Source organism: Duganella sp. CY15W (assembly GCF_009857555.1).
Taxonomy (GTDB): domain Bacteria; phylum Pseudomonadota; class Gammaproteobacteria; order Burkholderiales; family Burkholderiaceae_D; genus Rugamonas; species Rugamonas sacchari.
This window is the reverse complement of record NZ_WWCQ01000001.1, coordinates 895,153-920,581: the sequence shown is the minus strand read 5'-3', so window position 1 is coordinate 920,581 and position 25,429 is coordinate 895,153. Positions and strand designations below refer to the sequence as shown.

At 59.7% G+C, this 25,429-nt stretch carries 23 protein-coding genes and 2 pseudogenes; 14 read left to right on the top strand and 11 right to left on the bottom strand.

Annotated elements, in window-relative coordinates; all coding sequences use genetic code 11:
* Position 1: 1 nt before the first annotated feature.
* The gene (locus GTP58_RS04390; RefSeq protein WP_161076414.1) at positions 2-1,021 is read right to left on the bottom strand and encodes a peptidase U32 family protein; all 1,020 of its coding nucleotides are present in this window, start codon (positions 1,019-1,021) and stop codon (positions 2-4) included.
* A 131-nt stretch (positions 1,022-1,152) separates the two neighbouring features.
* On the opposite strand from GTP58_RS04390, the gene GTP58_RS04385 reads away from it, so the two are divergent.
* Genes GTP58_RS04385 through GTP58_RS04370 form a run of 4 tightly spaced genes read left to right on the top strand, consistent with a single transcriptional unit; the run spans position 1,153 to position 4,104 of the window.
* Entirely contained in the window at positions 1,153-1,617 is a 465-nt protein-coding gene (locus GTP58_RS04385; protein WP_161076413.1) for a hemerythrin domain-containing protein, read from the top strand.
* Positions 1,614-1,865: a DUF2249 domain-containing protein gene (locus tag GTP58_RS04380; protein WP_161076412.1), complete on the top strand. Its 252-nt coding sequence runs from the start codon at positions 1,614-1,616 to the stop codon at positions 1,863-1,865. Before GTP58_RS04385 ends, GTP58_RS04380 begins: the two co-directional genes overlap by 4 nt.
* On the top strand, positions 1,862-3,190 hold the full coding sequence (locus GTP58_RS04375; RefSeq protein ID WP_161076411.1) for a permease: 1,329 nt from the start codon (positions 1,862-1,864) through the stop codon (positions 3,188-3,190). Before GTP58_RS04380 ends, GTP58_RS04375 begins: the two co-directional genes overlap by 4 nt.
* Positions 3,187-4,104, top strand: coding sequence for a PaaX family transcriptional regulator C-terminal domain-containing protein (locus tag GTP58_RS04370; protein ID WP_161076410.1), 918 nt, complete (start codon positions 3,187-3,189; stop codon positions 4,102-4,104). Before GTP58_RS04375 ends, GTP58_RS04370 begins: the two co-directional genes overlap by 4 nt.
* A 115-nt stretch (positions 4,105-4,219) precedes the next feature.
* On the opposite strand, the gene GTP58_RS31245 is transcribed toward GTP58_RS04370, so the two are convergent.
* From GTP58_RS31245 to GTP58_RS04360, 3 genes and pseudogenes are all read right to left on the bottom strand, one after another.
* On the bottom strand, positions 4,220-5,290 hold the full coding sequence (locus tag GTP58_RS31245) for a methyl-accepting chemotaxis protein (RefSeq protein WP_304506174.1): 1,071 nt from the start codon (positions 5,288-5,290) through the stop codon (positions 4,220-4,222).
* A 225-nt stretch (positions 5,291-5,515) separates the two neighbouring features.
* A pseudogene (locus tag GTP58_RS31240) lies at positions 5,516-5,797 on the bottom strand (PAS domain-containing protein); the annotation flags it as partial.
* A gap of 105 nt (positions 5,798-5,902) precedes the next feature.
* The gene (locus GTP58_RS04360; RefSeq protein WP_161076408.1) at positions 5,903-7,240 is read right to left on the bottom strand and encodes an MFS transporter; all 1,338 of its coding nucleotides are present in this window, start codon (positions 7,238-7,240) and stop codon (positions 5,903-5,905) included.
* Between the two features lie 153 nt (positions 7,241-7,393).
* Here GTP58_RS04360 and GTP58_RS04355 point away from each other — a divergent pair, with 153 nt between their 5' ends.
* Together GTP58_RS04355 and GTP58_RS04350 are read left to right on the top strand one after the other, a co-directional pair.
* Entirely contained in the window at positions 7,394-9,523 is a 2,130-nt protein-coding gene (locus tag GTP58_RS04355) for a PAS domain S-box protein (protein WP_161076407.1), read from the top strand.
* Positions 9,520-10,119, top strand: coding sequence for a response regulator transcription factor (locus tag GTP58_RS04350; RefSeq protein ID WP_161076406.1), 600 nt, complete (start codon positions 9,520-9,522; stop codon positions 10,117-10,119). The genes GTP58_RS04355 and GTP58_RS04350 overlap by 4 nt, the downstream gene beginning before the upstream one ends.
* On the opposite strand, the gene GTP58_RS04345 is transcribed toward GTP58_RS04350, so the two are convergent.
* The gene (locus tag GTP58_RS04345) at positions 10,116-10,484 is read right to left on the bottom strand and encodes a cupin domain-containing protein (protein WP_161076405.1); all 369 of its coding nucleotides are present in this window, start codon (positions 10,482-10,484) and stop codon (positions 10,116-10,118) included. The genes GTP58_RS04350 and GTP58_RS04345 overlap by 4 nt on opposite strands.
* A gap of 271 nt (positions 10,485-10,755) precedes the next feature.
* On the opposite strand from GTP58_RS04345, the gene GTP58_RS04340 reads away from it, so the two are divergent.
* Together GTP58_RS04340 and GTP58_RS04335 are read left to right on the top strand one after the other, a co-directional pair.
* Positions 10,756-11,691, top strand: coding sequence for a tetratricopeptide repeat protein (locus GTP58_RS04340; protein ID WP_161076404.1), 936 nt, complete (start codon positions 10,756-10,758; stop codon positions 11,689-11,691).
* Complete coding sequence (locus GTP58_RS04335) at positions 11,688-12,011, top strand: hypothetical protein (protein ID WP_161076403.1); 324 nt, start codon at positions 11,688-11,690, stop codon at positions 12,009-12,011. The genes GTP58_RS04340 and GTP58_RS04335 overlap by 4 nt, the downstream gene beginning before the upstream one ends.
* A 36-nt stretch (positions 12,012-12,047) precedes the next feature.
* Here the strand turns inward: GTP58_RS04335 and GTP58_RS04330 are convergent, their stop codons facing one another.
* Entirely contained in the window at positions 12,048-13,439 is a 1,392-nt protein-coding gene (locus GTP58_RS04330) for an amino acid permease (protein ID WP_072783894.1), read from the bottom strand.
* A 258-nt stretch (positions 13,440-13,697) separates the two neighbouring features.
* Here GTP58_RS04330 and GTP58_RS04325 point away from each other — a divergent pair, with 258 nt between their 5' ends.
* Complete coding sequence (locus GTP58_RS04325) at positions 13,698-14,177, top strand: hypothetical protein (protein ID WP_229215414.1); 480 nt, start codon at positions 13,698-13,700, stop codon at positions 14,175-14,177.
* A gap of 19 nt (positions 14,178-14,196) precedes the next feature.
* The gene (locus GTP58_RS04320) at positions 14,197-15,072 is read left to right on the top strand and encodes a hypothetical protein (protein ID WP_161076402.1); all 876 of its coding nucleotides are present in this window, start codon (positions 14,197-14,199) and stop codon (positions 15,070-15,072) included.
* Positions 15,073-15,098: 26 nt separating this feature from the next.
* Here GTP58_RS04320 and GTP58_RS04315 read toward each other — a convergent pair whose 3' ends face one another.
* On the bottom strand, positions 15,099-15,557 hold the full coding sequence (locus GTP58_RS04315) for a nuclear transport factor 2 family protein (protein WP_161076401.1): 459 nt from the start codon (positions 15,555-15,557) through the stop codon (positions 15,099-15,101).
* 179 nt (positions 15,558-15,736) lie between these two features.
* Here GTP58_RS04315 and GTP58_RS04310 point away from each other — a divergent pair, with 179 nt between their 5' ends.
* Positions 15,737-16,138: a hypothetical protein gene (locus GTP58_RS04310; RefSeq protein ID WP_161076400.1), complete on the top strand. Its 402-nt coding sequence runs from the start codon at positions 15,737-15,739 to the stop codon at positions 16,136-16,138.
* 38 nt (positions 16,139-16,176) lie between these two features.
* Here the strand turns inward: GTP58_RS04310 and GTP58_RS04305 are convergent, their stop codons facing one another.
* Positions 16,177-17,172, bottom strand: coding sequence for a 2-hydroxyacid dehydrogenase (locus GTP58_RS04305; protein WP_161076399.1), 996 nt, complete (start codon positions 17,170-17,172; stop codon positions 16,177-16,179).
* A gap of 68 nt (positions 17,173-17,240) precedes the next feature.
* Between GTP58_RS04305 and GTP58_RS04300 the strand changes: the two genes are divergently transcribed.
* A complete protein-coding gene (locus tag GTP58_RS04300; protein ID WP_161076398.1) occupies positions 17,241-18,830 on the top strand; it encodes an aspartate:alanine exchanger family transporter in 1,590 nt (529 codons plus the stop codon).
* A gap of 14 nt (positions 18,831-18,844) precedes the next feature.
* Here GTP58_RS04300 and GTP58_RS04295 read toward each other — a convergent pair whose 3' ends face one another.
* Positions 18,845-20,350 carry a DASS family sodium-coupled anion symporter gene (locus tag GTP58_RS04295; protein ID WP_161076397.1) on the bottom strand — a complete coding sequence of 502 codons (1,506 nt, stop codon included), beginning with the start codon at positions 20,348-20,350 and terminating at the stop codon, positions 18,845-18,847.
* Between the two features lie 207 nt (positions 20,351-20,557).
* Entirely contained in the window at positions 20,558-22,276 is a 1,719-nt protein-coding gene (mqo, locus tag GTP58_RS04290; RefSeq protein WP_161076396.1) for a malate dehydrogenase (quinone), read from the bottom strand.
* Between the two features lie 493 nt (positions 22,277-22,769).
* Here mqo and GTP58_RS04285 point away from each other — a divergent pair, with 493 nt between their 5' ends.
* A complete protein-coding gene (locus GTP58_RS04285) occupies positions 22,770-22,952 on the top strand; it encodes a hypothetical protein (RefSeq protein ID WP_161076395.1) in 183 nt (60 codons plus the stop codon).
* Positions 22,953-23,248: 296 nt separating this feature from the next.
* Positions 23,249-24,460 (top strand): annotated as a pseudogene (locus GTP58_RS31870) (DUF6531 domain-containing protein); the annotation flags it as partial.
* A gap of 522 nt (positions 24,461-24,982) precedes the next feature.
* On the opposite strand, the gene GTP58_RS31235 reads toward GTP58_RS31870, so the two are convergent.
* On the bottom strand, positions 24,983-25,387 hold the full coding sequence (locus tag GTP58_RS31235; RefSeq protein WP_229215413.1) for a hypothetical protein: 405 nt from the start codon (positions 25,385-25,387) through the stop codon (positions 24,983-24,985).
* Positions 25,388-25,429: the final 42 nt, after the last annotated feature.

Genomic DNA, 25,429 nt, shown 5'->3' with positions numbered 1-25,429 from the left:
GTTATTTCCATGAGCGGTGATACGCGCCCAGTGTGTGCTGCTGGCCTTCCGCCAGCGTATTCAGTTCCGACATCCAGGCCGGCCTGACCGAGTAGCGGGCCGCATTGCGCAGGCAGTCGTCCAGCGCCGCGCGCCACACCCGCGTTACCTGCGAGACGTAAGCCGGGCTGCGTTGGCGCCCTTCGATCTTCACCGCGCGTACGCCCATCTCCAGCAACTGCGGCAGCAGTTCCAGCGTATTCAGGCTGGTTGGTTCCTCGATGGCGTAGTAGGTTTCGTCTTCCACTTCAAAGCGGCCCTTGCACAGCGTGGGATAGCTTGCGCTTTCCTGCGGTGTGTAGCGGTCGATCATCACGCCATTCAACCGCGATTCCAGCCCGCGTGGATTCTGCTGCCAGCGCACCGCCTTCGCCGGCGAGCACACGCCGTGGGTGTTGGGCGATTCGCCCGTCACATAGGACGATAGCTGGCAGCGGCCTTCCACCATCACGCACAGGCTGCCGAAGCCAAACACTTCCACTTCAATCGATGTGTTCCTGACCACGTGCTCCACCTGCGCCAGCGACAGCACGCGCGGCAGCACCGCGCGCTGCACGCCGAAGTGGTGCTGGTAGAAGTTGATTGCCTCCGCGTTGGTGGCCGAGCCTTGCACCGATAAATGCAGGCGCAGATTGGGATGATGGTCGGCGGCGTAGCGCATCAGGCCGGGGTCGGCCAGGATCACCGCGTCCACACCGGCGCGGGCGGCGCGGTCGATGGCGCTCTGCCAGAGTGCCGTGTTATCCGGTTGCGGATACGTGTTCAGCGCCAGCAGCACCTTGCGGCCGCGTTCATGGGCAAAACCGATGCCGGTGGCGATGGCGGCGTCGTCAAAATTCAGGCCGGCGAAGTTGCGGGCATTGGTGGCGTCGCGAAAACCGAGATAGACGCAGTCCGCGCCCAGGTCAATGGCGGCCTTCAAGGCCGGCAGGCTACCCGCCGGGCATACCAGCTCGATGGGTGGAGAGGCAGGATGATTCATGTGTTCCTGATAGCTAAATGGGGCGAACGAACTGTATCGCTCCATGAACCCGAAAATCCTTGATATGAATCAAAGAATTTGAGCTTTACCGGGTGGGACAATGTGCGCAGCTTTAATCAAGGACAAAGAAGATGCAAAAGATCGCCACTTATCTCGATCAGGATCATCGCCGTTGCGACGATCAGTACACGCTGGCGGAATCGGACGTCATCCTGCGTCACTGGGACGCAGCCGGCGCCAGCTTCGCCGCCTTCCTCGGCATGTTCAACCGCCATCTGGACAAGGAAGAACGCGTGCTGTTTCCCCGCCTGGACCATGCGCTGGGCAACGGCTACGGTCCCACTGTCGTGATGCGCGCCGAGCACCGCCAGATGCGCGACATGCTCGCCGCCATGCAGGCCGCGATTACAGAACGCGACTGCGCGTCCTTCTTCGACCAGGCCGACATGCTACGTATCCTGATGCGCCAGCATAATCTGAAAGAAGAAGGCATCCTTTACCCGCAGGCCGACTTTGTGCTGGCCAAACAGGCCGACGCGGTTGTCGCCAGCATGGAACAGCTGGACCACGCAGTCGCCGAAGGGAGCGCAGCATGAACACCCTGCTGGAACGCGGCAACAGCGCACGGCTGCTGGACGTCGGCGGCCTGGAACCGCCGGAGCCGATGATACGCATACTCGAAGCGCTGGACACGCTCGGTCCCGACGAACGCCTGCGCGTACTGATCGACCGCGAGCCTGTGCCGCTGTACCGCATCCTGCTACGCAACGGCTACCAGTACCGCACCACGGTGCAGGAAGAGCAGCGTTATGAAGTGATGATCTGGCTGGCGCCCATCGCATGAAACCTCTAGACGCTCCGCAGCGCGCACTATCCTTCGGCGACAACCCGCCGCTTTCGCTGCCGATGCGGTATTTTCTGAGCGCGCCGCTGTTTGCCGCGCTGGCTACGGCCTTGCTTACCTGGCAGGGGGAGGCAGCACTGGCCACCCGCTGGTCGCCGCTGACACTGGCGTTGACCCACCTGATGGTGCTGGGTTGTCTGAGCATGACCATGATCGGCGCGATGCTGCAGATGCTGCCGGTGGTGGCAGGCATCGCCATCCCGCGCGCCGGCCGCGTGGGCACGGTGGTGCATCTGAGCCTGTGTGCCGGTACGCTGGTGCTGGCTGCGGCGTTCTGGCGCGAGGAGCCGGTGCTGTTCCGCATCGCCATGGGCCTGCTGCTGGCGGGGCTGCTGCTGTTCGTGGCCGCGTGCACGGTCGGCATGTGGCAAGTCCACCTGCCCGGCTCCGGCGCGGTGGTGGCCGGCATACGGCTTTCACTCGCCTCGCTGGTGCTGACCATGGTATTGGGCGGCATGCTGGCCAGCCTGTTTGCGTGGCCAGGCCTGCTCCAGCTGCCACTGCAACGCCTGACCGACCTGCACGCGATGTGGGGCTTGCTGGGCTGGGTGGGACTGCTGGTCATCAGCATCGCCTTCCAGGTCGTGCCGATGTTTATGCTCACCGAGCCCTATCCAAAATGGCTGACCGGCGGCTACAACACCGGGATGTTCCTGCTGCTGGTTGCCACCTCGCTCTCGAGCGCATGGACAGGTTCCGGCCGGGTCCTGCATTACGCCATCGTGGCGCTGCTGGCCGCGGGCTACGCGCTGTTTGCCGGCACCACGCTGATGCTGCTGTTGCGCCGCAAGCGGCCGCGCGCCGATCCCACCACGCTGTACTGGCGTACCGCCATGGCCTGCCTGATCGCCGCCCTGTGCCTGCACTTGTGGCCAATGGCGCCGTCGAATGCCGTGCCACTGGCGACCGGCATCCTGCTCATCGCCGGCTTTGCCCTGTCCGCCGTCAACGGCATGCTGTACAAGATCGTGCCCTTTCTCGCCTGGTACCACCTGCAGGATGGGCGCGATATCAGCGGCCGCAAACCGCCTACGCTCAACCAGATCATTCCCGAGCGCCGCGCACAGTGGCAGTACGGCGCCCATATGGCCGGCCTGCTGCTGTTGCTGGTCGCCTGCTACCAACCCGCGCTGGTGCGCCCTGGCGCGGCGCTGATGTGCGCTGCCAGCCTGGCGCTCTGGCTTAACCTGGGCCGCGCAGCACACCTGTACTGGCAGTTGCGCGTGGTCCCGAACCAGCTTCTCTCCGTACCTCCACAATCATGACTAGCGAATTTTATATAAGCGCCTGCCTGCGTCAGGCCAAGCCACGGCTCAGCACCATGCTCAAGCTGATGTTCAGCGAAGCGCAAGCGTTTGGCCAAAAGACCCAATGGCTGGGTAGCGTCATCGCGCTGATGGAACCACTGGGTTTCCAGGAACGCACCATCCGCACCGCGCTATTCCGCCTGGCGGAACACAAGATGATCCAGATCGAACGCCATGGCCGCCGCAGCCTGTGCATGCTGACGCCACCAGCGGCGGAAGCCATACTGTCGGCGCGCCAGCGCATCAACATTCCCTCTTCGCGCAGTTTCAACGAAGACTGGATCATGCTGGTCAACAGCGGCGGCATCAGTGCGGCGCGCTATGCCACCACCCGCAAGCAGTTGCTGGACCTGGACTACTGCATCCTGGCGCCGAATGTGCTGGCACGCCCGGCGTCGTACACGCGCGGCATGCAGACTGGCGAAGACCACGGCCTGGCGCTGTTTGAAGTCAGCGGCACGCAGCTGGCCGCCGCCGTGCGCCAGCCCCTGTTTGGCAAGATGGAGTGGGATCTGGACCTGGCCTCGGAGCTGTACAACGAATTCCTGCGCCGCTTCGAGCCTTTGCGCCAGATGCTGGGCCAGCGCGGCGCCTTCACCGACGAACAGGCTTACATGGCGCGCCTGCTGGTCAGCCATGGCTATCAGCATTGCCGCCGCGCCGACCAGTTGCTGCCGCAGGAACTGCTGCCTGAAAACTGGCCTGCCATGCAGGCCTACCAGACCTATGTCGCGCTGTACGCCGGCTGCGCTGCCCAGGCACGCCGCCATATCCTCAAGATCACCGAAGCGCCAGCCGCCGAGCCGGCCGACGTGCCAGCACCAGCGCGCCGCCATCTGGCACGCCGCGCCGGTACCTATATGACCGCTTAACCGAGAGAGAATCAAGCATGAAACGATTTGCCGAAGACTGCTATGACGGTCCCACCATGAGCATCACCATCAACCGCGAAGGCGCCCGCGTCCACCGCCTGGCCGATGACACCACTTACCCGACCCGCGCCCGAAAACTGGCGATACGGCGCGACCCGATGGTGGAAGCGCTGTTCGGTGCGGCCTCGCCTTCCACGGTAGCGCCGGTGTCGTCGGCGAAAGCCAGGCGAGCGCGCGGCTGAACCAGGGTAAACTGGCCGATCAGGCGCGCCAGTTGCGCCGCCTGCTGCTGCATGCGTTTGGCCGCGAGCGCGGCGTCTTCCATCACTGCGGCATTCTGCTGATTCATCGCGTCGATGTGCGCTACCGCGTGGTTGATCTGCTGTATGCCCTTGCTCTGCTCTTTGCTGGCGTCGCTGATGTCGCTCATGTGACGCTCAACCTCGCCCACCGAAGACACGATGCCGGACATGATGCGGCCCGCATCTGCAGCCAGTCGGCTGCCGCTTTCGATTTCCCCGACCGAGCTGCTGATCAAATCCTTGATCTCGTGCGCGGCCGTCGCTGAACGCTGGGCGAGACTGCGTACCTCATTGGCGACGACCGCAAAACCCCGTCCCTGCTCGCCCGCGCGCGCGGCCTCCACTGCCGCATTCAGCGCCAGGATATTGGTCTGGAAGGCGATGCCGTCGATGACGCTGATGATGTCCGCGATCCGCGCGGAACTCGCGCGGATGGACGCCATGGTATCGACCACCGCGCTCACCGCCGCACCGCCTTCGCTGGCGACCCGCGCCGCAGCCAGCGCCAGTTCGTTCGCATCGTGCGCGGTGTCCGCATTCTGGCGCACCGTGCCCGTCATCTGCTTCATCGACGCGGCCGTCTCCTCGAGCGAGCCGGATTGTTCGACCGCGCGCGCGGACAAATCCGCATTGCCGGCAGCGATGTCGTGGGCATCCGCGTTCACCACAGCGCTGGCCTCCTTGATCTGGCCCACCAGCGACTTCAGGTTGATCTGCAGGACGCGCAAGGCTTGCAGCGTATTGGCGGCCTCCGTGCTGCCTTTGACGGCGACACAGCCAGTCAGGTCGCCGCCACTCATCTGATCCAGATACGCGCGCATCGCGTGTAACGGCGTGATCGCGGCTTTGCGCAAAACGGTTAAACCGGCCACCGCGAGCAGCATGCTGATTATCCGTAATTCTGGCAGCAATATTGAAACCAGCATTAAAACAATCAGCAAATTGAATTTAAATGACAGCGATATATTGCGCTGTTTTTTGATTTTAAAATTTTCCGAAAAATATAATGCCGACGCCGCGTCGATTTGCGCCCTTCTCGGCTTGGTTCTTACTGAAGTATAACCAACAACTTTACCGTTTTCATAATACGGCGCGGCGTTCGCCTCCACCCAATAGTAATTGCCGTTTTTGCAGCGATTCTTGACGAGGCCAGTCCAGGCCCGGCCTGCCTTCAGCGTTGCCCACAGATCGGCAAAGGCCGCTGCGGGCATATCGGGGTGGCGCACGATGTTTTGTGGCGCCCCCAGTAATTCCTCTTCTGAAAATCCGCTGATCTGAATGAAGTCCCGATTGACGTAAGTGATATTCCCGTTCAGATCAGTTTTTGAAACAATGGTTTCGCTTTCATCCAGCACATATTCAATATTGGTTACAGGTAAGTTTAACCGCATAATCGCATTCAAAGAGTTTTAAATCCCCGGCGATTATATAGTCGTGAAAACAAGAAAAATGACTAAAGCGAAATAATTATTTATATGTGTGCAACTTGATATGGATCATTGCATCTCGGCGTCGATCCGCGAGGTTGCGCCGGTGTCGCGCATATACCAGCACACCACCAGCGTGCACGCCATCACAGCGCTCGCGTACCAGTAGAACGCACTCTCCATCTGTATCGACTTGAACCACAGCGCCAGGTATTCCGCCGTGCCGCCAAACACCGATACGGCGACAGCATAAGGTACGCCAACGCCGGTCGCGCGGATATTGGCGGGGAACAGTTCCGCCTTCACCAGCGCATTGATCGAGGTGTAGCCGGAGACGATGAGCCAGGCGCAGGCGATCAGCGCGAAGGCTTCCCATGGGCCGCTGGCGTGACGGATCGCAGTCAATAACGGCACCGTGAAGATGGTGCCCAGCACCGCAAAGCCGACCAGCAGCGGACGACGGCCGATGCGGTCGGACAGCGCGCCGTACACTGGCTGCAAACACATCGCAAACAGCAGCGAAGCGGCCGATACGGCGGTGGTCTGGGCGTCGCTGAGGCCAACCGAGAGGCGCAGGAATTTTTGCATGTACACGGTGTAGACATAGAAAGCCAGCGTGCCACCCATGGTCAGGCCGATCACCAGCATCACTTCTTTCGGATGCTGGGCCAGCTGCTTCAAGCCGCCCATCGGTTTGGCTTTCTTGCGGGCGGCCTCGAAGGATGGCGTCTCCGGCATGTCATGACGCATGCGCAGCGCCAGCAAAGCCAGTACCGCGCCAGCAAAGAACGGAATACGCCAGCCCCACTCGCGCAGCTGCTGCGCATCCAGCAGGAAGTTCTGCAACACCAGCAAGAGCAGCAGCGCCAGCAACTGGCCGCCGATCAGCGTCACGTACTGGAAGCTCGCATAAAAGCCGCGCCGTTTGGAGTCCGCCATTTCCGACAGATAGGTCGCACTGGCGCCATACTCGCCGCCCAGGCTCAGGCCTTGCAGCAGACGCGCCAGCAGCAGAATGCAAGGCGACACGATGCCGACACTGGCATAGGTCGGCGCACAGGCGATCAGCAGCGAGCCAAGACACATCAGCAGCACGGACATCATCAACGCTACTTTGCGGCCATGACGGTCGCCCAGGCGGCCAAACAATATCCCACCCAGCGGGCGCACGAAAAAGCCGAGCGCGAAAATGCCGGCGGTCGACATCATTTGCGCAGTGGCGTCCTGCGCGGGGAAGAAGGAATTCGCGAAATACAGCGCAAACGCGGCGTAGCAGTAGAAGTCAAACCATTCCACCAGATTACCTGCCGAGCCAACGAAGATGGCGCGCAAGCGCTTGGCCGAGATGGGTTCTCTGACGGCAGCGGCGCGTCCGCCCGCAAGCGGCTGGGTTGTGACTGTGTTCATGTTGGTCTCCGGTTTTTTTGAGTTTTGATTGTGAGCCGCGCAAAGCTGCGGCACATCCGCAACGTTGGCGCCTGCGCCTCCGTAAAAATACGGAGAGCCCCCAATCCCCCGCCCGCAACTGGTATTGTTTGCCTATTTGGCTGCGGGACTTCCATGCCCTCCTTGTTCAAACCACATCACTGGCGCAGATGGCTGGCCCTCGCGGCGGCGCTCGTCCTGATTGTGGTGTCCGGCAAATGGGCGGAACAGCGCGAACTGCAAGCCAAGACGCTCACTTTGCGCCAGGCCAGCGCCGCCCACGTCCTGGGCCTGCGCGGACTGGTGGAGAAGCACGATTTTCTGCCGTATGCGGCAGCCCGCCATCCTGATGTGCAGAATCTGCTGCACACGCCGCACGATGCAGCGCTGCAGGCGCGCGTCAACCACTACTTCGCCGGCCTGCAAACCACGACCGGCGCCGCCGCCTTATTCCTCGTGGACACGGCAGGCCTGACGCTAGCCGCCAGCAACTGGAATCTGCCCTCCAGCTTTGTCGGACAGTCCTACCATCAGCGCCCTTACTTCGAGGACGCGGTGCAAGGGCGCAGGGGATTGTTCTACGGTCTGGGCCTGACCACCGGCCAGTCTGGCCTGTTCATTGCGGAACCAGTACACACGCCACAGGGCATTCTGGGTGTACTGGTCGTCAAGATCAGCCTCGAACCACTGGAACGCAGCTGGATGCGCGGCGCTTATCCCGTGGTGCTGCGGGACAGCCGTGGCATTGTCTTCCTGAGCGCCATACCCGACTGGCTATTCCAAAGCACCAAGCCGGTTCCTGCTGCGGATCTGCAGTGGATCAGTGCACATAGCCAGTATGGCGCGCGTACCCGTTTCGACATCCTGCCGTGGAAAACAGCAACCAGCAGCGATACGCCCGCCTTTGTCCTGCAGGCGCCGATACAAGGGCGCAACACAGACTTTCTGGCGCTGGATACCCCACTCCCTGAATTGGGATGGACCCTGACCGTGACCGAAGACATGCGCGAAGTGCATCAGGCGCGGCGTCTGGCACATGTACTGGCCACGCTGGCTGTCGCCTTGCTGCTGCTGGGTGTACTGTACTGGCGCTTGCGCGACCGGCGCTTTGCGGAACAGCAGGCAGCCCGCCTGGAACTGGAGCACCGCGTGGAAGAACGCACGCGCGATCTGCAGGAAGCCCACGCATTCCGGCAGGCGATGGAAGACTCGCTGCTGGTCGGCATGCGCGCCCGCGACCCGGAAGGCAAAATCATCTACGTCAATCCCGCGCTCTGCGCCATGGTTGGCTACAGCCGTGAAGAGTTGATGGGGCGCCGGCCACCCTACCCTTACTGGCATCCGGACGACCTGGAAAAACAGGCACGGGAAAGTGACGATGCCCTGCAGGGACGCGCCGCACCGCATGGGTTTGAATCGCGTATCCGGCACAAGGATGGCCATGACGTCATCACCATGGTCTACACCGCGCCGCTCATCGATGCCGCAGGCGTGCGGCGCGGCTGGATGAGTTCTGTGGTGGACATCACCGCCCAGAAGCAGGCAGAAGCCCGGCAACGCGATCAGGAAGTCCGCCTGCAACGCAGCGCGCGCCTGGCCAGCGTTGGCGAAATGGCGTCCACGCTGGCGCACGAGCTCAATCAACCCTTGATGGCGCTGTCGAATTTTGCCGTCGCCGCACGCACGCTGGCCAACTGCGATGCGCCCGAGCTGCTGACCGGTGCATTGGACGACATCATCGAACAAGCCAAGCGGGCCAGTGAAATCGTCAAACGGGTGCGCGCACTGATTAATCCACAGCGCGCCGATTATGCAAGCCTGGCCATTGACAGTGTGATTGCCCATGCCGAAACCCTGCTCAAGCCGGAGCTGGACCGGTATGGCGTGACGCTGCAACTGGTGTCAAGCGACACAACGGCGCAGGTGCGCGGCGACCGCGTCTTACTGGAGCAGGTGCTGGTCAATCTGATCCACAATGCCGTGCAGGCGATGCAGGACCAGCCGCGCCACCGCCGCGCCATTGTGCTGAGCAGCGAGCGCGCCGGCCCGGGCATACGCATTGCCGTCAGCGACCACGGACCAGGCATTCCGGCCGACCAGATCGACCAGGTCTTCGCGCCCTTCTTTACCACCAAGCCTGATGGCCTGGGCCTGGGCTTAAACATCTGCCGCACCATCATTGAAGCCCACGGCGGTTCGCTGACGGTGGAAAACCGCGCTGACGGCGGCGCCATATTCTCCTTCACCCTGCCTACCGCGCCATGAAAGACATTCCACTCACGCTGTACGTTGTTGATGACGATGAAGCCCTGCGTCGTTCCTTGCTGCTTCTGCTGTTTTCACAAGGCCTGGCAGTACAGGCCTTCGATTCCGGCGAGGCGTTTCTGGAGGCGGTAGACATGCGCCAGCCGGGCTGCGTCATCCTCGATCTGCGCATGGGCGGCATGAATGGACTGGAGGTGTTCGAACGTCTGCGCACCGGGCATAGCCCGCTGGTGACGGTATTCCTGTCCGGTCATGGCGACATTCCCACGGCAATCGAAGCCGTGCGGCGCGGCGCCTACGACTGGGTGACCAAGCCGGACACGCAGCAACTGCTGGACAAACTGCCGGCCGCCATTGTGGAAGCCCGCGCCCGCGGCCAGGCGCTACGGCTGTGGCAAGAGCTGACACCACGTGAACGCGAGGTGGCGCGTCTGGTGGGACTGGGACAGCCAAACAAGGAAATCGCCCGCGTGCTGGTGCCGCCCTGCGGCCCGCGTTCCGTGGAAACCCACCGCGCCAACATCTTCAACAAACTGCAATGCGCGAACGACAATGAGCTGGGCCGCTGGCTCGCCGCCCATCCCTGGCTGGACTAGGCGGCGGAGCGCTCGACGATAACGTAGTGCTTCCGGACCGGTTCGACAACCTCGAACACGCCTTTGAACCCGGCCGGGATAACCAGCGCATCGCCCGGTCCCGCTTCTGCGGCATGGCCGGCTTCATCGATCACACGGCAACGGCCTTCCAGCACATAGAAATATTCATCCTTGTTGTCGGAGAAAGCGATGCGCCAGCTGCCACGCTCGCACGCCCAGATGCCGGCATGGACCTCGCCACTGGCGTTGGTGAAATGATTCCAGGTCGTGCGCTTGGGCCTGCCATCCAGACGGCGCTCCTCGCGCGGATGGTCATACTCCGGGGTTGGCGACTGCAGGTGGAACGCGGTAATGGTGGGCTTCATGGTTATCTAGTCTGGATCGGACAACAGTAAATCTTCAAAATAGGCGACGGACGGAAGCCGATTTCCGCCATGGTACCGTCGAAATGCACCGCGTGGGGGAAATCGCCCAAGCGGTGTCTGGGTTCATACCTCCGCCTTGATAAGTCAGGGGCAAGCTTACGCTTCATGTTTTCTGAGAGATATTGGAACAAATGGCAGGTGAACTAGGGAGTTTTACCTAATCTGGATAATCAAGTTGCTTTGCGGAATTGGTGTATTTATAATTTTTATCATGAGAATACTATCCAAGCGTCGCTGGCTGGCAGGATGGTCCGCACTGAGCCTGCTTGCGGCATCCAGCGTGCCGCTGCACGCCGCCACCGGCAAAGATGGCATGCAGAAACTGGATGCCCTGTTTGCAGAAGATATGGATTTCGTCGTCAATCAGGGCGGCCCTTACCAGAACGCTGAAGAAATCCGACGTGGGGCCGATACGCTGTTCTGGAGCATCACGCATCCCTACTGCCCGCACTGCCCGATCGCGCCGCCACTCAGCGAACAGCAAGAACGTGAGCGCTTGCAGCGTCTGCTGAACGACGCCAGAGAGGGAGTACCAGAGGCGCAGCACGAGCTTGGCGTCCGCTATTTTCTGGGACAGGGGCTTGCTTACGATGCGTCAGAGGGCGTCGCCTGGATTCAAAAGGCGGCCGACAACGGCGACACCCGCGCGACGCTCTCACTGGCGACAATGTATGACAGCGGCTTCGGCGTTGCGGTTGACAAGCAAAAAGCCGCAGCGCTTTTCCAGTTGCTCATGCAACAGCCGGGGAACCGCAGTGTCACCGAGCGGCTGGGTGAGATGTATGAGTTTGGCCTCGGTGTACCGGTGGACTATCAGGAGGCGATGGGCTTGTACCAACAAGCCGCTGCGCACGCCGCTTCAACGTTCTCTTATTTTTCGCAAAGTGCGCAATTCAAGATCGGGCGCCTGTACGCGCAAGGAAAAGGCGTACAACAGGATTATCAGATGGCGGCCGCGTGGTTTCTGAAGTCTACCGAGCCGGGCATCGGCGATGGCGGCATGCTGCCGCCGTCACAATGCGCGCTTGCCATTATGTACGCCACGGGACTCGGTGTGACGTTTGATGCGCGTGAGCGGGACTACTGGCTGCAGCGGCCGGGCACACTGAACATGAAGATCTGCCAGGAACAGGAAACAAAACAATGACTAGCACCGAAAAAACCGCCCAGGAATATCAGGCTCAAGCCCTGCTCTCGCAGCTGAATCGCACCGAGCGTGCAAAAGCCATTTTAAAGAAAACCGATTCCAGGCTTCCCTTTTACCTGCTGGTCCTGCTGGGCACCGGCGTATGCAACTTCCTGGTCAACAGCGCCGCCTATACGGCGCCGCTGTCGGTCAGAGTCCTGATCGTCACGGCGTTCATCACGGCAGCGATCAGCGCCGTCGAAAATTTCATGATGCGACGCAAGCTGGATGCCGCCATCGAACTCCTGCTGATCCAGGAACAGCGGCATATGCGGGAATAAAAAAAAAGGGCAGCCACTCCGGCTGCCCCTGCGTGATTAGCGCACCTGATTCAGCGCCGAGTGATGTCGGGCATAGGTGAAGTACACCACCAGGCCGATCGCCAGCCAAATGGCAAAAGCAATCCACGTCACTGCGCTCAGGAAGACCATCAACGCGCCGCAGAACAGGATCGCCAGGCCAGGAATCACCGGCACGCCTGGGCAGCTGAATGCGCGCTTGAGGTCAGGACGTTTTTTGCGCAGCACGATGACCGCCACCGACACCAGGCAGAATGCCGCCAGGGTGCCGATATTCGCCAGCTCGCCCAGCACCTGCAGCGGTACCAGTGCGCCCAGCAGGCCAAACACGATGCCCACCAGCCAGGTCGCCACGATAGGCGTGCCGTTGCCGCTCAGCGCTGACAGACGCTTAGGCAGCAGGCCGTCGCGCGACATCGCGTACAGCACGCGGGTCTGGCCAAACGCCATCACCAGGATCACGGTGCTCATGCCCAGGATCGCGCCCAGATCGACGAAACCGGCAAACCAGTTTTCGCCCGCGAATTGCAGCGCCAGCGATACCGGGTGGTCTATGCCTTTGAACTGCGTGAACGGCACGATGCCGGTCATGATGGCGGTCACCACCACATACAGCACGGTGCACACAGCCAGCGAGCCGATGATGCCGATTGGCAGATCGCGCTTTGGATTCTTCACTTCTTCGGCTGCCGTGGTCACCGCATCAAAGCCGATGAAGGCAAAGAACACCAGTGCCGCAGCGCTCATCACGCCGGTCGCGCCGTAGGGCATGAAAGGATGCCAGTTGGCCGGCGCCACATGACGCACACCGACGAAAATAAACAGCAGCACCACGCCGATCTTCACCGCCACCATGATGTTGTTGATACGCGCAGATTCGCGCACGCCGAGCGACAGCATGATGGTCAGCACCATCATGATCAGGAAGGCCGGCAGGTTGAAGAAGGTGGTCACGCCGGGAATCGCGCCTGGCGCGGCGGACAGCGCCACCGGAATCTGCAGCCCGAAGCCCCCCAGCAGGGACTGGAAGTAGCCGGACCAGCCTACCGACACGGCGGACGTCACCAGCCCGTATTCCAGGATCAGGTCCCAGCCGATCATCCACGCGATGATCTCGCCCAGGATTGCATAGCTGTAGGTGTAGATGCCGCCGGCCACCGGCAGGATCGACGCGAATTCGGCGTAGCACAGCGCCGCAAAGCCGCACGCAAACGCGGCCACAACGAAGGACAGCACCAGCGCCGGACCCGCCGTGGTGGCGCCGCTGCCGGTCAGCACAAAGATGCCGGTACCGACGATGGCGCCTATCCCCATCAACACCAGGTCCACGGGGCCGAGCACCTTCCTCAGTCCACCACTGGCGCTGGTTGCGCGCATGGCATCGAAATCCTTCGTTCTAAAAATACTCACGACTGCTACCTCCGTTACTCGCTCTAATTGTTTTAAATGATTCTTTGGCATCGCTGCCAAAGCGCGGCAGTATGACACAAACCCAACCGTCAATAACAGCCCGATCAGGCGACGCGTATTTCTACGGCGTAGCAAAGATGCAACAATCAAACAAAAGTCACAAATTTGAAACTTTTGTCCGTTAGTATGCAGATGTGTCCTGAGCTGGACACGGGAGTTCACAATCCCTTCCGATCAACAATCACCCATGGAATTGACATGTCTCGAATCCTCGCCCTGTTGTTATTGGTATCGCCCTTCCTGACCGCCACTGCCAGCGAGCAGTCCTCTTGCAGCGCCAACAAGGGCGCGTTCCTGACCGGCACCGTCACGAGCGCACCAAAGTTTGCCTCCGGTTCGTCTATCGACGGCGTTGAAACGTCGCACACCCACGTCAACCTGAAAGCCGACCAGGACGGCAAAACCTATGACGTGGCGATGGACAATGTCTACGCCGTGGACTACGTGAAAAATGCCAAGGCCGTGCCGAACTCGCTGAAAGCCATCACGGTGGGCAGCCGCCTTGAAGTGTGCGGCGAAAAGTACACCAGTGGCGTGGGCATCCACTGGGTGCATTCGAACTGCGGCGCAGTGCCGACCGCTACGGCACCGAACGGCTGGGTCAAGCAGCTTTCGTCGAGCGGCAGCGTCGGCGCCAACCTCGAACGCAGCCAGACCTACTGCTACCTCTGGAACTAAGCGCGCGTCAGCCCGGCACATGGATCAACGCCTGTCACCCTGGCTGATAGTCGCAGGCGCCCTGGCCTGCGTGGCGGCCTATTGCCTGTGGCCGCACGACGAGCCGGCCGCCGTTCCTGTGCCTGAGCACACCGCTGTCGCGGCAGCCAGCGTGCTGTCCCGCCTGGCCGCAATGCCAGTCGGCGCAAGCATTGCCAGCGCTGCGGTGACGGCGTCCGAACCGCCACTGGTCGGCCGCAATGGCCGCATCGTGGACCTGGGCGGCCTCAGCGTTGCGCAATACGTCGCCCAACGCGAAGGCGCGGCCAGGCTGGGCAACATCAAGGCTGCCTACGAGGTCTATCAGGCCGAGTCCCTGTGCGCCAATACGGACGAGCCGCTGCCGGAAACCACGGAGAGCCCCGACCGCGAGCAGATCGCCCGCGCACAGGCACGCCAGCGCGCGCTATGCATCAACATTTCGCCATCCCAGGTGCAGGAGCGCATGCGCTACCTGAAGCTGGCAGCCGATGCCGGCAATGCCGATGCGCAGGTGGACTATTTCATGGAAGGCCCGGGCGGCAAGCCGGTCGACCTCGCCGCTAACGCCGACGAGCCAGCTGTGAAGCAATGGAAACAGGACGCCATGGGCTATTTGCGCACTGCCGGTGCGCAGTGCAATGCCTATGCGCTATCTCTGCTGTCCAACGCGTATGATATGGGCAGCATGGTCGAGCGTGATCCAGGGCTGGTCATGGCCTACGGCATTGCCGCCGCGCGTGCGCGGGGCGGTGACAAGACACCAGAACAATGGAAGCGCCAGTTTGGGGACGACCTGAATGAAGCCGACGCCGCTGCCGCGCTAAAACTCGGCACCCAGCTCGCCGACGGCGCCTGCCGAAGCGCACAGAAATAACAACGGCGTTGCAGTGGTCAGCCTGATTATTTCTTGCTGACCTGCCGTGCCGTATCGTGGTACTGCCAAAGCACATTGACGATCTTCCATTCACTGCGCTGGTTCTTGTACAGGTGCATATAGTCAACCCACTCGTCAGCGGTCAGCTTGACGGTTGCTACGCGCTGATCCACATCGAGAATCTTGATATCGACCCTTGGCATTGCCGGGAACTTCGTGCCGTCCCTGTTATAGTTTTTGGCGACCTTGAGCATGGTGTCAAAATCGGTGTTCATGATAAATTCCGAACCATCAGCCGCGCGCCAGTAAGTGCGCTTGGCCAGTTGCGGATCAAGGCTGCGCTCCATGCGTGCCGGATCGGTCTTGTGCTGCGACTCGATATAGTCGCGCACCGCGCGTTCGATCAACTGATCATCAGTGGCATCCGCCGCCTGCACCGCCAGCTGCCATACCGCGCACAACAAAAACATGAACGAGCGTTTCATGGGTCACCTTGCAAAGTAGATAGCACAAGTATGGAAACATAAAAATCGGCCCCCCGCAATAAATCAATGTGTATGACAGCGCCGATCCGAGGTGAGATTTCGCGCATTTTTCAAGCGAGCAAGGTGCTATTCTCACGCCCTACGTTCAGCCATCGCGGCACTGCTACTGTAAGGGAAGAATGAAAAATTTAACTGTTTCTGCAGCAGTCGCTCTTGGGGTCGCTACCTCTCTAGGCTTTATCTCCGGCTACCTTTTCCATGCTGGTTTTGGAGAGGCACGCAGCGTCGCAACACAAGCCATATTCGAGGCAAGGGAAACGCAACGAATACTTCAGGCATACGAACCGATTGTGATTACCTCCAGGTTCTATGAAGAGTTGAAGGACGTAAAAACAATTCACGATGCAAGCGAACTCCAAGAGAAATACCGGGCCGCGACGTTGCGAAACATCGCTGTCTTCGAGAGTCAGGTTGCGCAGCTCGACTTACCTAAAGACCGTGCATTGGCAGCCCCTTTCCTGGAGAAAGCGGTAGCGAGCCGCAAGGCGCTTGCGGTTCAAATTATCGACAAGCCTAACTAGATCAGTTTTCTTGTATCACGCTGTTTAGCGCGGCGTTCTCAGGACTTGGGAATGCGGTTCACCAGCGCCTCGCCGCGCTCAAACGCGGAGATGCTGTCGATGGTGGTCTGCATGATTTGTCCGATGGCCTCTTCGGTGAAGAACGCCTGATGGCCGGTGACAATCACGTTCGGGAATGACACCAGGCGCTGGATCACGTCGTCGCAGATGATGGTGGACGACAGGTCCTGGAAGAACAGATTGGCTTCCTGCTCGTAGACGTCGATTGCCAGCCCGCCCAACTGGCCGGTCTTCAACGCTTCCGTTGCGGCCTCGGTATCGACCAGACCGCCACGGCTGGTGTTGACCAGAATGCTGCCGCGCTTGGCGCGCGCCAGCGAGGCAGCATTGACGATGTGGCGGGTTTCATCAGTTAGCGGACAATGCAGCGACACCACATCGCTGCAGGCCAGCAGCTCCTCGACCGACACATAGCGCCCACCCAGCGCCTCGAACGCAGCTGACGGGTAGCGGTCATAGCCAACTACTGTGCAGCCAAAGCCGCTCATGATGCGCGCAAAAATGGTGCCGATCTTGCCGGTGCCGATGACGCCCACAGTCTTGCCGTGCAGGTCAAAACCCATCAGGCCATCGAGATCAAAATTGCCTTCGCGCGTACGCACGCTGGCGCGCGCAATCTTGCGGTTGACCGCCAGCAGCAGGCCCACTGCAAATTCCGCCACCGAGTATGGCGAATAGTCGGTGACGCGCACCACGGCAATGCCATGCCGTTCAGCCGCCGCAGCATCAATCTGGTTGTAGCCGGTCGAGCGCGTGGCCACCAGCCGCGTGCCCTGCTGCGCCAGGATCGCCAGCACCTCGGCATCCACCGTATCGTTGACGAACACGCACACCGCTTCACAACCGGCCGCCAGCGGCGCGCTGGCGACGCTCAGGCGGTCTTCCAGAAAACGCAGCTCATGGCCGGCGCTGGCATTGGCCCGGACCAGCATGGTTTTGTCATAGCGGCGCGCACTGAATACGGCAGTTTTCATCTTCTGGTCCTTTTTTGAGAATCAATTAGAATCCTACCAACAATATTCTAAACGAAAGTTTTTAGCCCATGACTGAGATTAGCGTATTTCTCACCAGCCAGCCTTTGCTGGCCCTGTTCCTCACCATCGCCATCGGTTACCTGTTGGGCGCGCTCAGCATCAAAGGCCTGTCGCTGGGTTCGGGCGCGGTGCTGTTTGTCGGACTGGCGGTGGGCGCAGCGGCGCCCAAGCTGGTGCTGCCCGGCCTGCTCGGCAACCTGGGCCTGCTGCTGTTTTTGTACGGCGTCGGCATCGCTTACGGCGCACAATTCTTCCGCGGCCTGACCACCGCCGAAGGCGTCAAAGCCAATCTGGCCGCGCTGATCGCGGTGGGTGCAGCGCTGGCGCTGACACTGGCCAGCACGCATTGGCTGCCAGCCATCGACCTGCCGCACGCGCTGGGCGCGTTTGCCGGCGCCGGTACCAGCACAGCGGCGCTGCAGGCGGCGCTGGCGGTGTTTGGCACATCGCCGGCCACCGGCTACTCGATGGCCTACCCGATCGGCGTGGCCGTGCCGATTTTGCTGCTGGGCCTGTACAACGCCTGGCGCAAGCCGCGCCTGTCCAGCGCGGTGCCCGCATCACTGCATGTGGAAGAAATTGAGGTCACCGAGTTTTACGTGATCGGCATGACGCTGGCCGAAGCCGCGCGCAATCTACCGGCCGGCATCGCCATCGTGGCCATCCGCCGCGGCCATCACAACCTGGTGGCCGACGACAGCATGCACCTGGAGCGCGATGACGTGCTGCTCATCGCCGGCAATGACACCACGGTACTGCACGATGCCGCTACCCGCTTCGGCCCGGCCACCCCGGGCCGCATGCTGCATGACCGCAAAGACCTCGACTACGAACGCTTCTTCATCTCCAGCGCGGCCATCGCCGGCTTGCAACTGTCGCAGCTAAGCCTTCCTGCCGAACTCAACGCGCGCATCCTGCACCTGCGCCGCAACGACGCCGACCTGCATCTGACGCCGCAACGCACGCTGGAGTTTGGCGACCGCATCGGCGTGCTGGCGCCGCGCGCCAGCTTTCCGGCGCTACGCAAGCTGTTTGGCGATTCAGTGCGCAGCACCGGCGAAATCAGCTACCTCAGCATCGGCGTTGGCGTCACGCTGGGCTTGGCGTTTGGCGCCATCCACTGGCCGCTGCCACTGCTCGGCGATTTGTCGCTGGGCTTCGCCGGCCTGCTGCTGGTGGCGCTGCTGCTGGGCCGCCAGCGCCGCACGGGTCCGTTCCAGTGGGCCATGCCGATCTCGGCCAACCTGGTGCTGCGCAATTTCGGCCTGACCCTGTTCCTGGCCGTGGTCGGCATCTCGTCGGGCGCCACCTTTGCCGCCACCTTTGCGGAAAGCGGCATGCTCTACCTGCTGCTGGGCAGCGCCATCGTTTCGGTCATGGTGATCGTCACCATGCTGGTGGCGCTGCTGGTGTTCCGCCTGCCGTTTGACAGTGTGGCGGGGATTGTGGCGGGCGCCACCGGCAATCCGGCCATCCTGGCGTTTGCCAACCGGATTGCACCGACGGACCGGCCGGATATCGGCTATGCCATGATCTTCCCGTCGATGACGGTGCTGAAAATCCTGCTGGTGCAACTGGTCGGCATCCTGGCGCAGTAACGCGCCAGGCCGGCTTACCAGTAGCCCAGCACTTTCCACCAGGCGCCACCGATCACGGCAAACACCAGCAGTTCCAGCACGCACATGACAAACCCGACCCGCCACCAGTTGCCCATCGTGACATAACCGCTGCCGAAGATAATCGGCGAGGTGCCGGTGGCGTAATGGGTCAGCGTCATCATGATGGCCGAGCCGGCTGTCATCAGCAGCAGGAACGGCACCAGATATTGCGGGGGCAGCAACTGTGCGCCCACCGACAGGAAGGCAAACAGCATGGCGCTGATGTGCGCAGTGGTGCTGGCAAACAGGTAGTGCGAAAACACAAAGGCCAGCAACAGCACCGTGGCCACCGGTAGCCAGCCCATGCCGCTGGCAACAATCGCGTCTTTCATGGCCAGCGCGGCCCAGCTGATCACGCCCAGCTTGTTCAACTGCTCGGCCAGCATGACCAGCGCGCCGAACCAGACCAGCGTGTCCCAGGCGCTCTTTTCCGACAGCACATCATCCCAGTCTAGCGTGCCCGTGATGATCAGCACGAACAGGCCAAGGAAAGCCACCACGGTGGGGTCTAGCGTCCAGGCCGGGCCGAACATCATCGCCGGCAGATTGGCCCACAGCACCAGCAGCAAGCCGAAGGTGCCCAGCATGACTTTCTCTTTGGGCGCCAGCGCGCCCATGCGTGCCAGTTCGCTGCGCGCATATTGCACCGCATCCGGGGTTGCCTTCAACTGCGGCGGCGACAACAGGTAGATCACCAGCGGCATCAGCAGCAGGCAGGCCAGTCCGGGCAGCAGCATGCACAAGGCCCACGTGGTCCAGCTCAGATGAAAGCTCTGATTGCTGGCCTTGGCGACAAAATCCACCACCAGCGGATTGGGCGCGGTGGCGGTCAGGAACATGGCGGAGGTGATCGGGTTGGCGTGGTAGTTGACCAGCGCCAGGTAGGTGCCGACCTTGCCTTCGGTGCCCTTGGCGGGGTCGGAGTCGAAAGCGTTGGCAATCGACTTCATGATCGGATGGACGATGCCGCCGCCACGCGCCGTATTACTGGGCGTGAACGGCGCCAGCACCAGTTCGCACACGGTCAGGCCATAGCCAATGCCGATGGTGCGCTTGCCCAGCATGGCAATAAAGATCAGGCCGATGCGGTTGCCCAGGACGGTTTTCTTCAGCCCGCGCGAGATCAGGATGGCCACCACGATCAGCCAGATGAGCGGACTGGAGAAGCTGCTCAGCGCATCGGTAATCGCGCCCTTGGACGAGGTCGAGGTCACTTGTGACAGCGCCACAATCACAATCGCCATCATCGCCATCACGCCGATCGGCATGACTTTAAGGATGATGGCAACGATGGTGGTCAGGAAGATCGCCACCAAGGCCCAGGCCTTGGGGTCGAGTGCTGTGGGACACGGCAGCGCCAGCAGCACAAACAGTACAGCGGTGGTAATCAGCGCCGGTACCAGGCGGAACGGTACAGCACCATTGAAGTAGCGGAACGCCGCAGAGAGCTTGGTCAGCATGCACACCTTTCAAACAGTGAGAAGGATGGCCTCAAGGGAGTTGCATGCGCAGGTGGGTCGCCAGTCAACCACCGGCGCCTTCCCTTGAGCTTTGCTGGCAATGATACAGGAAGAAATATCTAACAAATAACGTTAGCAATTAAATCAACCATTTTTGTTTGCGTGGCTTTGCCCGATTGCCCGCCAAACGGTTTCCGCAGAACAGCCTTACAGGGCGATATCCGGTACTTTTTTCACCACTCCCGGCTTGTCGGCCGTAGCGGCGGCCGGCGTGAAGCCCTCCAGGCTAGGCGAGGCAATCGCCAGTTGCAAGGTTTCAGCGGTGCTTGCCCATTCCGCGGCTAGCAGTGCCGGATTCTCATTGAGTTTTTTCCCATACGACGGAACGATCTCGAGAATCTTGCTGCGCCATGCCGCCGATTTCATCTGGTCAGGGAAGACTTTCTCCAGCAGCGACAGCATGATGGCCGGTGAGGTCGATCCACCTGGCGAGGCGCCCAGCAGAGCGGACACCGAGCGGTCTTCGGACACCACGACTTCCGTGCCGAGCTTCAGCACGCCGCCCTGGCCAGGGATATTCTTGATGATCTGGACGCGCTGGCCCGCCTGCCACAAGCGCCAGTCTTCATCTTTTGCCTCAGGCATGTAATGGCGCAGCGCTGCCATCTTTTCTTCCTTGGACAGCTCCAGTTGCTGCGCGAGGTATTTGACGAGTGCAAATTCATGCATGCCGACCTGCAGTTGCGGAATGATGTTGGACGGCGTCGTGGCCTTCGCCATGTCGAAGTAGGATCCGTTCTTGAGATACTTGCTGGACCAGGTGGCAAATGGGCCGAACAGCAGCACCGTTTTACCATCCAGCACGCGGGTATCCAGATGCGGCACCGACATCGGTGGCGAGCCAGTATCGGCAAGGCCATAGACCTTCGCCAGGTGGCGTGAAGTGATCTGCGGATTATCCGTAACCAGGAACTCGCCGCCCACCGGGAAACCGCCATATTGCTTCGCTTCAGGAATGCCCGACAACTGCAGCAGCGGCAGCGCCGCGCCACCGGCGCCGATGAATATGTGGCGCGCATCAACAGTCTGAATCCTGGACTTGTCCTTGATGTCGAACGCCGACACCCGCCACGATCCATCGCTGTTGCGCGTGATCGAACGTACCTCATAGCCCGTCGAAATCTTGACGCCGGCACGTTGGTTGAGGTGCTGGTAAAACTGGCGGGTGATCGCGCCCAGGTTGACGTCGGTTCCCAACGGGGAACGCGTGGCCGTCACGATGTCTTCCGGCTTGCGGCCTTCCATCATGATGGGAATCCACTCTTTGATTTGGGCCGGATCAGTCGTCATCTCCATGCCGGCAAACAGCGGCGATGCTTTCAGCGCCTCGACGCGCTTGCGAATGAACGCGCGATTTTCTTCACCGAAAACCAGATTCATATGCGGCGTCGAATTGATGAATTCGCGCGGATTGCCCAGCACACCCTTGCGCACCTGATGCGACCAGAACTGGCGCGACACCTGGAAATTCTCATTGATCTCCACCGCCTTGGAAATCTGCACTTTGCCCTTGTCGTCCATCGGCGTGTAGTTCAGTTCGCAAAGCGCCGAGTGGCCGGTGCCCGCATTATTCCAGCCATTGGAGCTTTCTTCCGCAACCTTGTCCAGGCGCTCGAACACCTCGCAGGTCCAGGCCGGCTCCAGTTCGGACAGATAAACGCCCAGCGTCGCGCTCATGATGCCACCGCCAATGAGCAGCACATCTACTTTGCGATCGGCCTTATCGGCACGGAATTGGCCGCCGAAGAACACCGAATAGCCACCCCATACGGCTGCGGCGCCAACCGCCGCGCCCATAAACTGGCGACGCGAGAAGCGGCCGCGTTTGCCATCGGCTGCGGTAGTTTTGTTGTCCTTTTGACTCATGGAGTTTGTCCTCTTAAGAAGTGTTGAAACGGGCAACCAGGTTCACAAGCGATGCAGCATGCCCGGCAAAAGCCTGGTCTTGGTCAAGGTATGACGCTGTATCGAATCTGGTTGCCTTGGCGCCGGCAGCCTTGCAAATCGCGCAAGTGCGCTTGGGTGGCAAAAATGTGTTGCTGTGGGCATGCTCCGTTGGACGTTGGAGCACGAGCGTGCAGTTATGTTGGGCAACATATTAGTTGATGCTACATGATTGAACTATTGTGGTTAACCGAAATTCTGGCAAATCCCGAAAAAGTGAATACCTTGCTGGCAGCTCCGCGTCAACCAGACTTTATCGCTGGTACTGCCTGGAAAAGTTGCAGTTGCGGGCATGGCGCCACAAGCGACGCAAGATGGCCGTGACATAAGAGCAGCGGCTAGCCGTCACTCTCCCTATCATGCCTGGTGTATGAATTTCGTGGCTAACCAATTAGCCGATGGCAGCAAATTCCGCATGCTGACCATGCTCGATATTTATACCCGCGAAGCTTTGGACATCGAAGTGGGACCCAGCTTGCGCGGAGAATATTTGATGACAGCCTTAAATCGGCTCGTGGCGCATCGCGCTGCACTGCCTGCGCTCACCTTCTTCGCCAGGACTGCTTCCCCCCCTAAGCCGCTGGCCGTGCGGCTTTAGCTCTCGGAACAACAATCAGTTCCGCAGCAATTGCCAATAACTCGAGTCCCCCTCCAAGCCCTAAGTAAGCGCCTGCTCAACTAGGGATTGAGTGGTGGAGCAATTAATCGATGACGACATCACTCCGTTAGGAAGCTGGGTTATCCGTTTTTCTCGAACTAACAAAATAAACAAGAGTTTTTCCTAAACATCTAGAAAAAAGCGAGGATACATTGCTATATGGCTGAGCGTTGTGTGACCTCCGTTTAGCTTGACTAACTAGGATTGGACTGTTCCGTCTTCTCAGGAAAGAATTTATGGTAGCGATTGTCGGTGGCAACGGATTGGGCCTGTTAAATAGCTCGGCTGCACTATTGGGAGGGCAAGGAGTTTTCGGTAACGCCGTCCAAGGCGGTAATAAAGAAGGTGTGTACGTTAATGTTTCCACCGGCAATCTGGTACTCCAAGATCAGGACGAGTTTGTCGCATCGCTGGGCGTCAATCTTGCGCTGACACGAACTTATAATTCGCTGGGTGGAGTACAGGGAAAAAGTGGGACGAGTTGGCAGATGGGGTTGGTCAAGCAAATTACCAATCTGACCGGCAATCTGAACAGCAAAGACAGTACAGTCATCCGTATTAATGACGATGGCAGCGCAGAGCGCTATGTCTTTGACCAAAGTCGTTCCCTGTATGTTAGTACTGATGGCGCGGGCGCATACAACACGCTTGAAGCAACTAATACAAATTGGTCATGGAAAAGCGGAGACCGATCCAACAACACGGTTGAGAGTTATGACTTGATCGCCAACGGTGGCCGCATTATTTCCCTGTCCAGCAATCGTATCAGCCAGACCTACAAATATGACGCCAACGGACAACTAGCGCAGTTTACCGATGGGTCTGGTGATATTACGGCATTCGATTATTTTAATGGCAATCTTTCTCAAATAAGCGTACGTTCAGCTACCGATAGCAAGACAACTACGCGCGTAAGGTATGCCTACGACTCGCTTCAACGTTTGAGCCAAGTCACCGTTGATTTGACTCCGGATGACAATAGTATTGCTGATGGCAATGTCTATAAAACGGCATACACATATGTCGGAAATAGCAACTTGGTTGCCAGCGTCAGCCAAACGGATGGCACTTCTCTAAATTTTGCTTATCTCGGCACCGGGTCCTCTTCAAAACTCTCCAGCGTGACAGACGGGCTCGGTCACGTTACGCAGTATAGCTACATCGGCAACCAGACCACCGTGACCGATCCGTTGGGTGCGAAGACTATCTACACGTACGATGTGTACGGACAACTATTATCGGTTACATTGCCCCCTGTTATGGGGACTGGCAGCCCCTCCCAAGTAACCAAGTATAGCTATGACACCAAGGGCAACCTTTACACCGTCACGGATGCTCGCAACAATTTAATTACGTACACCTATGATGCAAATGGCAACCGGACCAGGGAGACCAATTCTGCAGGCAATGTAGTCACCCGAAGCTACGATGCAAATAACAATTTATTGTCCGAAACGGTGTGGCCCGCAGGCGATGCAGTATTAACTTCTGGTCAGAAGACCTCTTATTTGCACGATAAGTACAGTAAACTTCGATTTATCGTCACGCCAGAGTCTCGTGTAAAAGAGATTACATATGATCGAAACGGACAACAGGACAGCACTCGGGAATTCCCGGATAACGCGTATCCGGTTGGTACCAGCATCGATCTTGACTCTCTTTCTGCCTGGAGCACCGGACTGAGCAGAAGCAGTGTCCGCATCAGCTATACCGACTATGTTCGTGACGCGCGCGGCTTAGTCACCCAAACGCAATCTTACCTCGCATATGCTGTGCCCGAGCAGCAAATGAAACTGCCGAGTAGCCTTCCTGCGGGAATTAGCCGCACAGGGCAAACGCTCACGTTCACATCGACAAATCAGAGCACTGAAAATGTTGCCTCGCTAATAGCAAATGAGGCATTCCAGTTAGGTAGCACTCTGCGTTTTACGATGAAAGCGCCTGCCACGGCACGAGGAGGGTTGCTGAATTTAGGCATAGCGAGCTGGCCGGATATGCAGCAACGCATCCATATCAATGTTGGCGACGATTATATTTTTTCGGAAGCTATAGATTCCACTAAAAATCGCTATGAATCGACCGGTACTGATTTCGCCCCAGATGAGATTTTTACAGTTGAGATCGTAACACGCCCGACCGGAAGTGCATCTATTACTGTGAGCTCCGCTTATGGCGCCGGAATACAGGCAGTCGATATTTTGTTCCCAGTTGGAAAAGAGTTGCGATTTTTTGCAAACACTTACAGCGGTCCCGAAAATGGTGGGGACACTGTCGGTAGCACAAACAGCATAACGGTCAACAACATCACCATTACGCCACCACCGACCCGTATTGCTACGACTGCCGCAAGCGCCTTGCTGGTCTATGACCAGCACGGCCAGCTCTTACAGAGCATTAACAACAACGATAAAACAAGC